This is a genomic window from Chondromyces apiculatus DSM 436, from assembly GCF_000601485.1.
GTDB classification, from domain to species: domain Bacteria; phylum Myxococcota_A; class Polyangia; order Polyangiales; family Polyangiaceae; genus Chondromyces; species Chondromyces apiculatus.
Genome location: NZ_ASRX01000032.1, coordinates 96,265 through 109,345 on the forward strand (window position 1 = coordinate 96,265; position 13,081 = coordinate 109,345).

At 70.2% G+C, this 13,081-nt stretch carries 8 protein-coding genes; 6 read left to right on the plus strand and 2 right to left on the minus strand.

Annotated elements, in window-relative coordinates; all coding sequences use genetic code 11:
* Positions 1-10: 10 nt before the first annotated feature.
* The 3 genes from CAP_RS48455 to CAP_RS21250 are packed head-to-tail and all read left to right on the plus strand — an operon-like array spanning position 11 to position 6,020.
* Positions 11-2,758: an ATP-binding cassette domain-containing protein gene (locus CAP_RS48455; protein WP_052375609.1), complete on the plus strand. Its 2,748-nt coding sequence runs from the start codon at positions 11-13 to the stop codon at positions 2,756-2,758.
* On the plus strand, positions 2,755-4,881 hold the full coding sequence (locus tag CAP_RS21245; RefSeq protein ID WP_052375610.1) for an ATP-binding cassette domain-containing protein: 2,127 nt from the start codon (positions 2,755-2,757) through the stop codon (positions 4,879-4,881). The genes CAP_RS48455 and CAP_RS21245 overlap by 4 nt, the downstream gene beginning before the upstream one ends.
* Positions 4,882-4,886: 5 nt before the next feature.
* Complete coding sequence (locus CAP_RS21250; RefSeq protein ID WP_044243995.1) at positions 4,887-6,020, plus strand: HlyD family secretion protein; 1,134 nt, start codon at positions 4,887-4,889, stop codon at positions 6,018-6,020.
* Here the strand turns inward: CAP_RS21250 and CAP_RS21255 are convergent.
* On the minus strand, positions 6,004-7,386 hold the full coding sequence (locus tag CAP_RS21255) for a JmjC domain-containing protein (protein ID WP_197041288.1): 1,383 nt from the start codon (positions 7,384-7,386) through the stop codon (positions 6,004-6,006). The two genes, CAP_RS21250 and CAP_RS21255, sit on opposite strands and share 17 nt — an antisense overlap.
* A 171-nt stretch (positions 7,387-7,557) precedes the next feature.
* Here CAP_RS21255 and CAP_RS21260 point away from each other — a divergent pair, with 171 nt between their 5' ends.
* Positions 7,558-8,526 (plus strand): sigma-70 family RNA polymerase sigma factor, encoded by a 969-nt coding sequence (locus CAP_RS21260; RefSeq protein WP_044243997.1) that lies wholly within the window; start codon positions 7,558-7,560, stop codon positions 8,524-8,526.
* A gap of 225 nt (positions 8,527-8,751) precedes the next feature.
* On the opposite strand, the gene CAP_RS21265 is transcribed toward CAP_RS21260, so the two are convergent.
* On the minus strand, positions 8,752-9,168 hold the full coding sequence (locus tag CAP_RS21265) for a VOC family protein (protein ID WP_044244011.1): 417 nt from the start codon (positions 9,166-9,168) through the stop codon (positions 8,752-8,754).
* A 470-nt stretch (positions 9,169-9,638) separates the two neighbouring features.
* Here CAP_RS21265 and CAP_RS21270 point away from each other — a divergent pair, with 470 nt between their 5' ends.
* Positions 9,639-11,315 (plus strand): cyclic peptide export ABC transporter, encoded by a 1,677-nt coding sequence (locus tag CAP_RS21270; RefSeq protein ID WP_044243998.1) that lies wholly within the window; start codon positions 9,639-9,641, stop codon positions 11,313-11,315.
* A 27-nt stretch (positions 11,316-11,342) separates the two neighbouring features.
* Complete coding sequence (locus tag CAP_RS21275; RefSeq protein WP_052375611.1) at positions 11,343-13,037, plus strand: cyclic peptide export ABC transporter; 1,695 nt, start codon at positions 11,343-11,345, stop codon at positions 13,035-13,037.
* Positions 13,038-13,081: the final 44 nt, after the last annotated feature.

Genomic DNA, 13,081 nt, shown 5'->3' on the forward strand with positions numbered 1-13,081 from the left:
GGCTCCTCGCGTGAACCACCGACCGAGCCACACGCACTTCATCGTCCCCGAGACGCTGCAGACGTCGACCACGGACTGCGGCCCCGCCGCGCTCCGATCCCTGCTCCAGGGTATGGGCATCCACGCCAGCTACACGCGGTTGCGCGCCGCTTGCCAGACCGACGTCGACGGCACCTCGATCGATGGCCTCGAAGAGCTTTGCCTGTCCCTCGGCCTCGACGCCGAGCAGATGGTCGTCCCCCGCGATCACCTCCTCCTCGCGCCGTCCGGGATCCTCCCCTGCATCGTCGTCGTGAAGAGCCGGCTCGGACCCCACTTCGTCGTGGTGTGGAACCGCGTCGGACCCTGGGTCCAGACCATGGACCCCTCTTACGGGCGCCGCTGGCAGCGCGTCTCGGCCTTCCTGAGCACCCTGATGCCCTTTGCCATGCCCGTCGACGCCGCGGCGTGGCGCGGCTGGGCAGAGACCGACGAGTACCGCGGCGCTCTGGAGGCGCGCATGACCGCGCTGCACCTGAGCGAGGCCAGACGGAGAGCCCTGCTCGAACGCAGCCTCTCCGACCCCACCTGGCGCGGGATCGGCACGCTCGACGCCTCCCTGCGGTTCACCGCCCAGCTCGTGGCCTCGCGCGGCCTCCAGCGCAGCGACGAGATCCTCCGCTTTCTCGACGCCATCAGCGACCCCGCGCGCTCCGACGACGTGGCGATCCCCGAGGCGACCTGGTCGGTGCGTCCCGCGACACCAGGCCCGGAGGGGGACGAGCAGCTCTCCCTGCGCGGCGCCGTCGTCCTCCGCGTCCGCCTCCCCTCGGCCGATGCTCCGGCGCCGGCCGACGACGAACCGGCACCGGCCGACGACGAACCGGCGCCGGCCGATGCGGACGCCTCAGGGTCTCCCACCGAGAGCCCTCAGGATCGCGCCCGTGCGCTCGTCGACAATGCTCCCTCGCTGCGGCAGCACCTCGTCGACCTCCTGCGCGCGGACAGCCCACGCGAGCGCCTGCTGCTCCTCGTCCTGGCCCTGGCGGGCTCGCTTGGCCTCGTCATCGAGCTCGTCCTGTTTCGCACCCTCATCGACCTCGTCGGGAGGCTGGGCCTCGCCAGCCACCGCGCGCAGGCCCTCGCGGTGGTCCTCGTCTTCTCCCTGGCCTTGCTCCTCCTCGACATCCCCGCGATGAGCCTGGTCCTGCGGGCGGGCCGCCGCCTGGAGCTTCGCCTCCGGCTCGGCTTCGCAGCGCGCTTGCCCCGGCTCGCCGACGGCTACCTGCAGAGCCGCCTGGTCTCCGACCTCGCGGGTCGCATTCACCACGCCACCCGCATCCGCCAGCTCCCCGACGTGATCTGGCAGCTCTTCCGCGCTGGCTCCGAGCTGGTCGTCACCGCGGCAGCGCTCGCGTGGCTCGACCCGCGGCTCCTCGCCCACGTCCTCGCCGTCGTGGCGGTGAGCCTGCTCGTGCCGCTCGTCACCTACAACCCCGTGCAGGAGCACGACTACCGCGTCCGCACCCTGAGCGGCAGCCTGTACCGGTTCTACCTCGACGCCCTGCAGGGCCTGTTTCCCGTCCTCACCCACGGCGCGGAGCGGGGCGTGCAGAGCGAGCACGATCAGATCATGAGCCACTGGGAGGCCGCCTCCCGCGCGCTCCTGCGCGTGCGCATGGGCGCCGAAGGCCTCCAGCTCTTCGTGGGACTCGGCGCGGCGGTGTGGCTGGTCCGGACCCACCTGGAGCACGCGCGGGACAGCGTGGGCAGCGTCCTGCTCGTCGTCTACCTCGCGCTGAGCATCCCCGCCCTCGGCCAGCGCCTCTCGCTGCTCACCCGCCAGCTCATCCGGCTCAGGAACTACAGCTTCATCCTCCTCGAAACGCTCGCCGAGCCGCTCTGGCGCCTGCCTCCTCCCGACGCGCCTCACCCCGCACCCGCGCGCTCCAGCCCGCGCCCACCTCTGCGTCCGACCGGCGTCCAGCTCGACCTGCAGGATCTCACCGTCATCTCCGGCGGCAAAGAGCGCCTCTCCGCACTCGATCTCACGGTCCTCCCTGGCGAGCACGTCGCCATCGTCGGCTCTTCGGGCGCAGGCAAATCCAGCCTCTTCGGCCTCCTCCTCGGCTGGGTCGAACCGACGCGCGGACGGCTGCTCATCGACGGCGAGCCGGTGACCCCCGCCGCCCTCGCGCGCCTCACCGAGCAACTCGCGTGGGTCGACCCGGTGACCCAGCTCTGGAACCGACCGCTCCTCGACAACCTCGCCTACGCCGCGCCGGGCAGCAGCGTGGGCGCCGCCATCGACGCCATGGACCTGCGCTCGGTCCTCGAACGCCTCCCCCAGGGCCTCCAGACACCGCTCGGCGAGGGCGGTCGCCTCCTCTCCGGCGGCGAGGGCCAGCGCGTCCGCCTCGGCCGCGCCTACCTGCAGCGGGACGTGCGGCTCGTGCTCCTCGACGAAGCCTTCCGCGGGCTCGACGCCACGGTCCGGCAGCGGCTCCTCGACGCCGCGCGTGCCCGGTGGCGGGACGCCACCCTGCTCTGCATCACCCACGACATTGCAGAGGCCCTCGCCTTCGATCGGGTCCTGGTCATCGAGGACGGCCGGGTCGTCGAGGACGGCGCCCCCCAGGTGCTCGCCCGCACCGAGGGTTCCCGTTACCACACCCTGCTCGCCCTCAAGGAGACGCTCCACGACGCCCTTGGCTCCGCCGCGTGGCGGCAGGTGGTGGTCACCGGGGGCCGCGCCGACCAGCACCGAGAGGCGCCATGAGCGCGCCCCTCCAGCGCGCATGCTGGCCGCTCGAACGCCTGGGGGACGCCGCGGTGGCCCTCGCCGAGCGCCTCGGGCTCTCGCAGGCCCAGCCGCACCTCGGCGCGCCTCCGCAGGACGCCGATCCCTGGACGCTGACGCGGTGGCTCGAAACGCTGGAGCCAGCTCTCCACCTGGAGTTTCACCCCGCCGAGCCCTCGCTGCAGCTCCTCGGCACCATGCTCACGCACCACCTGCCGGCCCTCGCCCTCCTGCCGGCGGCCGAGGGAAAGGGCGTGCTGGTCCTCCTCCGCGCCACCGGGCGCCACCTCGTCCTCCTCTCGCCCGAGGGGCACGCGATCGAGGTCGATCGCGACGAGATCGCCGACGCCCTCAGCCACGCGGCCGTCGCCGCTGCCGCGCCGCACCTCGAACCCCTCCTCGATCTCGCCGCCGTCCCTCTCCGCCGGAGACCTGCCGCGCGGCGCGCCCTCCTCGTCGACTGGCTCGGCGAGCAGCAGGTCGCCCAGCTCTGGCGCGTCCGCATCGCGGCGGCAGCTCCCGTGCGGCGACAGGCCAGCCACGCCCACCTGCCGCGCCTCGCCGCGCTCATCGCGCTCGCCTTCGCCGCCTACCAGATCCTGCTCCTCCTCTCGTGGTGGATGATCGGCAACGGCGCCTTCTCCGGCCGCCTCCACCCCGGATGGATCACCGCCTGGACGCTGGTGCTCCTCTCGTCAGCGCCCTTCCTGCAGGCGTCGGGCTGGCTCCAGGGGCGCGTCTCCATCGCCGTCGCCCGCCTCCTCAAGGCCCGCCTCTTGCGTGGAAGCCTCTCCGTGGATCCCGATCGCCTCAAGCACGAGGGCATCGGCCACCAGATCGGCCGCGTCATCGAGGCCGAGACCTTCGAGCTGCTCTCCCTGAACGGCGGATTCCTCGGGCTCCTCGCGCTCTTCCAGCTCCCGGCAGCGGCGACCGTGCTCGCGCTCGGCCCGGGCGGCGCCCTCCAGGTGGCCGCGCTCCTCGCCTGGAGCGCCTTCACCGCCGTCAGCGCCCTCCGGCTCTACCGCGCGCGCCTGCGCTGGTCCCACCGCTCCCTGCGCCTCACCCACGACACCATCGAGCGCATGGTCGGCAACCGCACCCGCCTCGTCCAGCAACCCGAGGCCTCCTGGCACGACGAGGAAGATCGCGATCTCGCCTCGGTCGCCCAGGCCGCCGCCGCCATGGACCGCGGCGAGGTCATCATGCGCGCCGTCATCCCCCGCGGGTGGCTGGTCCTCGGCGTGGCCTCGCTGCTCCCGGCGACCCTCGCAGAGGCGCTCCCCACGGCCCGCCTCGCCGTCGGCCTCGGAGGCGTCCTGCTCGCGTACCAGGGCTTCTACCTGCTCTCCCAGTCCCTCACCCAGATCCTCACCGCGCACGTTTCGTGGACCCTGGTCCGCGACATGTTCCACGCGGGCGCCGCGCCTCCCCGCGCCGTGCCGGTGCGCCCTCACGCCGAAGACGCCGCGCCCACCGCGCCCACCGTGCCCACCGTCCTGCATGCCAGCGGCCTCGGCTTCCGCTACCCCGACCGGGCAGCGCCAGTCCTCGACAGGTGCAGCCTCACCATCGCCCGGAACGACCGGATCCTCCTCAGAGGGTCCTCGGGCGGCGGCAAATCGACGCTCGCCTCCCTCCTGGCCGGCCTCCGCGAGGCCCACGAGGGGACCCTGCTCCTCGACGGGCTGGATCGCCACACGCTCGGCCGCGAGGCCTGGCGGCGGCGCGTCGTGCTCGTCCCCCAGTTCCACGACAACCACGTCTTCACCGCCTCCTTCGCCTTCAACCTGCTGGTCGGGCGAAGGTGGCCGGCCCACGACGAGGATTACCGCGCCGCAGAGGCAGTCTGTCACGGGCTCGGCCTCGGCAAGCTCCTCGAACGCATGCCGGGAGGCCTGTCGGAGATGGTCGGCGAAGCCGGCTGGCGCCTCTCCCACGGCGAACGCAGCCGCATGTTCGTCGCGAGGGCCCTCCTCCAGTCCCCGCGCGTCCTCATCCTCGACGAGAGCTTCGGCGCCCTCGACCCCGAGAACGTCCTGCGCTGCCTGGAGTACGTCACCCGGCAGGACTGCAGCCTGATCCTCATCTCCCACCCCTGAGCCCCATGTTCCAACGTGCACTGCAGGCGCTCGAATCCGACTCCTCCCGCGCGACCATCCTCGTCTCGGTGGTGGGCGCGGCCCTCGTCGCTGCCTGGACCTCCTGGCTCTTCTGCGGGAGCCTCCCGGTCTACGCCGTGAGCACCCAGGCGCGGATCGAGGTCGTCCCTGGCCCCTTCCCGGTGCAAGCCGCAGTGCGCGGTCGGCTCACCGCCATCCACGCGGAGATGGGCGACGAGGTCGCGGAAGGCGCGCTGCTCTTCGAGCTCGACAGCGCCACCGAGCAGCTCGCGCTCAAGTCTGCCGAGCGCCGCCTCTCCGCCCTGCGCCTGGAGCTTGCGCCTCTCCGCCGCAAGGCGAGCGCGGTGTCCGACGCCACGGCCAGGCAGCGCGAAGCCGCCCGGGTCAGCGGCCTCCAGGCCGAGGCACGGCTCGCGGAGATCAAGGCCACCGAGGGCTACCTGGAGCACAGCAGCCGCAGCGTATCGACCCTCGCGCAGATGGGCGCCATCGCCGCGCTCGAAGAGAAGAAGGCCAGCTCCGAGCTGGAGAGCATCATCGCCGCGCGCCGTGCTTCCCAGATCGAGGTGGTCCGCAAGGGCCTGGAGATGCGCCTCGGCAACGCCGACAGGCAGGCCGACCTCGCCGACATCGAGCACGAGATCGCCGCCCGGGAAGGGCTCTGCGCCGAGCTGGAGGTCAGCATCGAGGCCCTCGAGCACGACATCGCGCGCCGCACCGTCCGCGCCCCCGGCGCAGGCCGCGTCGGCGAGCTCGCGAAGCTTCAGCTCGGCGCCTGGGTCGAGGCGGGCGATCGTCTCGCCTCGATCATCCCCCCGGGCAGCTTCCAGATCGTCGCTCAGCTCGAACCCGACGCCGCCCTCGGCCGGATCCATGCCAACCTCCCGAGCCGCGTCCACCTCGACGGCTTCCCCTGGACCCAGTTCGGCATGATCGAGGGCAGGGTCCTCCGCACCGGCAGCGAGGTCCGCGACGGCCTGATCCGCGTGAACCTCTCCATCGACCGGATCAACCCCGTGATCCCCCTGCAGCACGGCCTCCCGGGCGTCGCCGAGATCCTGGTCGAGGAGACCACGCCAGCGGAGCAGATCCTCCGGTCCCTCAGCCGCTACCCGTAGTGCCCGCGCCCGCCTGCGCCGCGTCGACCCGCTCCAGCACCCCCTCGGTCAGGAGCACCTCCAGCGCCTCCCGCGCCTCCTTCCAGGCCATCCCAGCGATCGACCCGGCCCGGAACGCGCCCCCTCCCAGCACCTCGCGCACGAGCGGCGCGAACGAAGCCGGCAGGTCGATCTCGCGGTCGCCGACGCACAGGTGAATCCCTGCGCCTTCGCCCTCGCCCTTCCCTTGCAGCGCGCTGACAAGGTGCGGCGCGACCACGCGCAGCAGGTCCCCCTTCCGCACCGGTCCTGCGTGCACGGGCGCCGGCGCGGGGCTCCCCTGCGCCACGAACCGCCGCCAGACCCGCGCGAGCTGCACGTCCCCAGCATCGACCTCGCTCAGCATCGCCCGCAGCTCGTCCAGCCGCGCCGCGAGGTACGCCGCCACCGGCCCCGGGACCCCCTGCATCACCCTCCCGGGCGCGATCGTGCTCGCCGGCAGCCCGCGAATCCAGGCGTCGTTGTCCTCGAAGCAGGACCAGAGCCAGCGCTCCAGGAAGGCCGAGAACGACAGCGGCACGAAGTAGAGCACCAGCCCCATCGAAGGGCTCCCGGCCAGCGTCTCGTGCCAGTGCCCTGCGGGCAGGTAGAGGACGTCCCCGGGCGTGAGCTCCACCTCCCGCATCCGAGCGGTGGGCGGCGCGATCTCGGGGAAAGGCAGATCGCCGAGCGGCTCCCCCGTCCATTCCACCTTCCCCGAGGCCTCCAGCACCGCATTGGCCCTGGGCACGGAGACGGCGGGCTCCTCCGAGTAGCGCCACACCTTCGCCCCTTCCACCTGCAAGGTCAGCACCGCCTGCGCGTCGAAATGGGTCGTCAGCCCGTGCCCAGCCGGCGAGACGTAGCAGCTCATCCCCACCTGGCCAACGCAGCTCAGCTCGTGCTTCGCCGCGCTCACCAGCGCTGCCAGTGCGTGATCAGCGCGGTGAATGTCGTGCACGCACACGCTCGCGCCGGCCCCCAGCAGGGTGTCGACCTGGTGAGGTGCGATGGGAATCTCGACGGGACCTTCGTGCGCAGGAGGGAAGATGGCGCGCAGACTGAACCCCTCGGCGCTCCCCCCGCGCGTCGCAGCGTGCCCCTGCGCAATGGCGCGGGCGAACCGCTCCCGGTCGAAGAAGGCCTGGACCCGTCGGCGCTTCGCCGCTCCTGCGGGCAGGTGCAGAGGCTTCCGGTCCGCGTGCTCGGAGGCGAACCGCGCCACGCTGAGAGGCGCCAGCAGATCGGCCAGCAGCATCGGCGCGGCGACCTCGCTGGCTGCCCGCGCCGTCGCGCGCCCCGGGGTCGGTTTCGTGGGTGCGCGTCGCGTTCTCTTGGCGGTGCTCACGGGAATTCGCTGACCTCGCTGAGGCGACAGCATAGGAGGAGGCTCGGTACGCACGCACCGTCCTCCAGGCAGCGGCACATCTCGCGGTCAGGTCGTGATGCGCGTGCTCCGCCGTGGATCCCCTGACCTGTCTATGACCGCACGCCCAGCTTTGCTAAGCGGGGGTCTCCCATGGAGATCGCAGCCCATCTCGAGAGCCACCGCGCCGCCCTCACCGGCCACTGCTACCGCATGCTCGGTTCGGCCGTCGACGCCGACGACGCCGTCCAGGAGACCATGGTGCGCGCCTGGCGGAGCTTCGAGGGCTTCGACGGACGCGCTTCGCTCCGCACCTGGCTGTACCGCATCGCCACCAACGTCTGCCTCGACGCCCTCGCCGACCACGCCCGCCGCGAGCGCCGCGAGCGCCGCGAGCGCCCCGTGGAGACCGGCCCCGTGTGCACCGTGGACGACCCCCTCCTGGAACGCCCCCGCACCCACTGGCTCGAACCCGTCCCCGATGCCCGCGCCTTGCCCGCCGAGGGCGACCCGGCCGAGATCGCGATGCTGCGCCAGAGCATCCGCCTCGCCTTCGTCGCAGCCCTCCAGCACCTCCCCCCAAAACAGCGCGCCGTCCTGCTCCTCACCGAGGTCCTCGGCTGGTCCGCCGCGGAGATCGCCGAGAGCCTCGACCTCTCCGTCCCCTCCGTGAACAGCGCCCTCCAGCGCGCCCGCGCGACGCTCGCCACCCGCGACCTCGGCGAGGCGCGCGCGTCGCTCTCCGGCGACCAGTCACGGCTCCTGGAGCGCTACGTCGACGCCTTCGAGCGCTACGACGTCGACGCCCTCAGTCTGCTCCTCCGCGAGGACGCCACCCTCTCCATGCCCCCCTACGACTTCTGGCTCCAGGGCCGCGCGCCCATCCGGAGCTGGCTCCTCGGCCGAGGCGCAGGCTGCCGCGGCTCCCGCCTCATCCCCACCGCCGCCAACGGCGTACCCGCCTTCGGCCAGTACCGCCCCGGCCCCGAGGGCAAGCCCCACCAGCCATGGGCGCTCGTCGTCCTGGAACTCTCCGGCGACCAGATCGTGGCCTGGAACTCGTTCCTCGACACCGAGACCTTGTTCCCGCGCTTCGGCCTGCCCCGGTACTGCGTACCCTGAGTTCAGGGACCTTCGGTCCCTACGCTCCCGTTGGTCGGTACTGCGTACGGCACTTCAGGGACCTTCGGTCCCTACGCTCCCGTTGGTCGCTACCCCCGTCACTTCGCGCGAACGTCGAGCCGAGGATCCGGGACGAACTCGGGAAACGGAGTACGAACCACCAGCGGCTGCGCGCCCCCCCGACCGCGCTTCAGCCCCTCAGGTGGTCGACCCTGCCGCTCGGCTTTATCCCGCGATTGTCTTGGGATCCATCCAGACGACCTCCCAGTGGTGCCCGTCGAGATCGTAGAAGCTCCAGCCGTACATGAAGCCGTGATCCTGCGGCTCCATGGCGTGGGTCCCGCCCGCCTCGATCGCCGTCTTCACGATCGCGTCCACCTCTTCCCGGCTCTCGCACGACAGCGCGAACATGCCCTCCGTGGCCCGGGACGTGTCGCACTGCTCCTTCTTCGTGAACGTCTTGAAGAACTTCTCGGTCAGAAGCATCGCGAACGCCTCCTCGCTGATGATCATGCAGGTGGCGTTCTCGTCGGTGAACTGCGCGTTGAACTTGAAGCCGAGCTTCGTGAAGAACTCCGTCGACCTCTTCAGGTCACGAACGGGGAGGTTCAGGAACAGCTTGCGGGAACGGCTCTCGATCATGGTCATCTCCTTCTTGCTTCTTGGACTTCCGCGGGCTCCGGAACTCATCGGTCACCCCTCGGATTTTTTTCGGGCCCGCGTCGACGTCCCGGCTGGACCCCTGGAACTCAGGTCCGCACCTCGCTCATGTAGCTGCTCGGCTCGCGGCAGAAGAAGAGAATTCACCCGCTCCTCCCCCGGCGAGCAACGCCGATCGGCCCCTGACCACCCGAGGATCGATCATTCGATCGACATCGAATCGATCAAACGATCCATCCAGAGGCTGTTCGCGCACCTTGCATCGCGTCAATTCGGGCCGATGAAGGTTTACTCGGTCAACTCGATAGATTAGGTGAGGACCCAGCTCACCGCCTGGCGCCGCGACCTGGGCTCATCTCGATCGCACCACACGCGCCCGTGTACCTTGCCGCCATGCCTTCGCTCCGCCGCGCGCAGAGCCCGGCTGAACCGCGTCGATCGAGGCCAGTTCCATGACCCTCATCGATCTCATCTCCGGAGAAGCCGAGGACAAACGCTTCCGCATCCTCGCGGCCGCGTCCCTCGCCGGTGCGGCGAACACGGCCACCGTGGCGCTCGTCAATGCCATCGCCCAGCGAAAGAGCGGCGGCGCGACGCTGGGCGACTGCTTCCTCTTCCTCGCTCTGATCGCCGTCTACGTCGTCGGCTCCAGGTACACCTGCCACGGCGTCTCCGCCACGCTCGAGGACGCGCTCCACCACATCAAGGTGAGGAACCTCGAAAAGATCGAGCGCGCCAGCTACGAGGCCATCGAGCGCATCGGCACCGCCGAGATCTACGACCGGATCTCGGCCAACGTCTCCCGCATCTCCAGCTCCGCGGCGCTGATTGCCAACCTGCTGCAGTCGCTCTTCATGTCCGTCGCCGCCGGCCTCTACATCGCCACGCTATCCCTGCCGGCCTTCGCCTTGCTCGTGCTCCTCTTCGGCGCCGGCATCGCGCTCTTCTACCAGAAGGCCAGGGACATCGCGCAGAACCTCCAGGCTGCCTCGGCCATCCGAATGGGCTTCTTCGAGCAGCTCACGGACCTCTTCCAGGGCTTCAAGGAGGTCAAGCTCAACCAGCGCCGCGGCCGCGAGCTTCGCGAGGACATCCAGGGGACCTCCGGCTCCCTCCGTGGGGTGACGACCACCTCGAACAACGCCTTGCACGACCACTGGCTCTTCGCCCAGTGCAACCTCTACGTCGGCCTCGCCGCGCTCATCTTCGTCCTGCCGCAGCACGTCGAGGTGGAGGCGTCGGTGGAGCGCCTCCTCATCGGCGGCGTCCTCCTCGTCTGGGGCCCCGTGGTCACCTGCCTCGCCGGCTTCCCGGTCTACCTGGAGTCCAACGTATCGCTCGCCAACATCGAGGCCCTGGAGCGGAAGCTCGACGCCGCCGCGTCGGAGGACGAGGCCCCGATCGATCCCTGGAAGGGCCGCCTCACCCGGGGAATCGAGGTGAAGGACCTCGCGTACACCTACGCCGCGGCGGGCGCCCAGGAGAGCTTCCACATCGGCCCGCTGAGCCTCGACATCGCCGCCGGCGAGATCGTCTTCATCGTCGGCGGCAATGGCAGCGGCAAATCGACCTTCCTCAAGGTGCTCACGGGCCTCTACCCGCCGAGCGAAGGCACCTTGCGCGCCGACCGCTTCGCCGTCACCCCGGACAAGGCCCCCGCCTACCGCGAGCTCATCTCCGCCATTTACTCGGACTTTCACATCTTCTCGAAGCTGTACGGGCTCCTCGGCGTCCCCGAGTCTTCCGTGAGCCCCTTGCTCAAGCGGATGCAGATCGAGGACAAAACTTCCTTCGCCGCCGACCGGTTCACCAGGGTCGACCTCTCGACGGGCCAGCGAAAACGCCTGGCCATGATCGTGACCCTCCTCGAAGACCGGCCCCTCTGTGTCTTCGATGAGTGGGCGGCCGACCAAGATCCCGAGTTCCGCAAATACTTCTACGAGGAGCTGCTCCCTTCCCTCAAGCAGCAGGGCAAGACCGTCATCGCCGTGAGCCACGACGACCGCTACTTCCATTGCGCGGATCGCGTGGTGACCATGGAGTACGGGCAGATTCGCTCGATCGAGTCACCACACCACCCCGGGGCGGCGATTCCAGGCGCCCCGAGCGCCGACCCTCGACCCGCATGAGGATGGATTCATTTCGCTGGTCCGGCCATGACCATCATTGAGCTCGTCGCCAAGGAAGCCAGGCCTGAACGCCGCAAGATCATCGCGGCCGCGCTCACCAGCGGCATCGCGAACGCGATCGTCCTGGCCATGATCAACCAGGTCACCCAGGAGGGGAGCCGCGGAGCGAACGCGCAGTTCCTCACCCTCTTCGTCTTCGCCGTCGTGCTGTACATCGTGGGAGCGAGGGCCAATTACCACCGCACCACGACCGTTCTCGAACGCGCGCTGCACCGGATCAGGACACGGGTGGTCGAGAAGGTCGAGCGCGCCGACATGGAGAAGCTCGAACGCATCGGCGCCGCGGAGATCTACGACAGGATCACCGACAACGTGGCCGTGATCTCGGAGTCCGCGGGACGCCTCGCCTTTTTTCTGCAATCGCTGTGCATCATCGCCGCGAGCACGCTCTATCTCGCCTCCATCTCCCTGCCCGCGTTCGTCCTGATCGCGCTCCTGATCGTCGGAGGGTTCACGCTTTACGCGAGCAGAAACCAGGAGATCAGCGCGTACTTCATCCGCGCGGCGCAGACCCGGCTCACCTTCTTCAACCAGCTCACCGACCTCCTGGAAGGCTTCAAGGAGGTCAAGTTCAGCCGGCGCCGCGGGCGCGAGCTGCGCGAGGACATGGTGCAGACCTCGGGCGCCTTGCGCGACGACACCAAGAAGGCCAACGCCCTCCTCGACGACAACTTCATCTTCGGCACCTGCGTGCTCTTCGCCGCACTCGGCGCCGTGGTCTTCATCCTGCCGCTGCGGATCGAGAGCCTCGGAGAGAGCCAGCAGAAGCTCATCGCGGGCATCCTCTTCGTCTGGGGGCCCCTCGGTGGCTGCACGGGCGGCCTCCCGGCCTACCTCCGGTCCAACGTCGCCCTCTCCGCCATCGACGATCTGGAGCGGAAGCTCGACGAGGCGCTGGAGGCCGGAGGGGGGAAGGCGACCGAGGACCCCTGGCAAGGGCGCCTCGCCACGGCCCTCGAAGCCCACGAGATCCGGTACTCGTACGGCGACGGCGGCGACGGCGGCGACGGCAAGGCAGCCTTCCGCATCGGCCCCATGAGCCTGCGCATCGCCGCGGGCGAGACCGTGTTCATCGTCGGCGGCAACGGCAGCGGCAAATCGACGTTCCTGAAGAACCTCACCGGCCTCTACCGGCCGCGGTTCGGCTCCCTCAGCGTCGACGGCGTCCCGGTGACGGAGGCCAACGTCGCGGCCTACCGCGAGCTCTTCTCGGCGATCTACTCGGACTTCCACCTGTTCTCGAAAGTCTACGGGCTGACGGGCGTCGCGGAGCCGAAGGTGCACGCCCTGATCGAGCAGATGCAGCTCCAGCACAAGACCTCGTTCGCAGGCGACCGCTTCACCCGGCGCGATCTCTCGACGGGACAGCGCAAGCGCCTGGCGATGATCGTGACCCTCCTCGAAGACCGCCCCATCTGCGTCTTCGACGAGTGGGCCGCCGACCAGGACCCCGAGTTCCGCAAATACTTCTACGAGGAGCTGCTGCCCTCCCTGAAACAGCGGGGCAAGACCGTCCTCGCCGTGAGCCACGACGACAGGTACTTCCATTGCGCGGACCGCGTGATCACCCTGGAATACGGCAAGATCCGCGCGATCGAGCCGGGCTCCGGGAGCGCGTTCAAGCCCCCTGCGACGCACTCCGCCACGAAACCCGGTGCGTGACGAGCGCCCTGCGCGCTTGATCCGAGACCCCGCTGGAGGGGTCG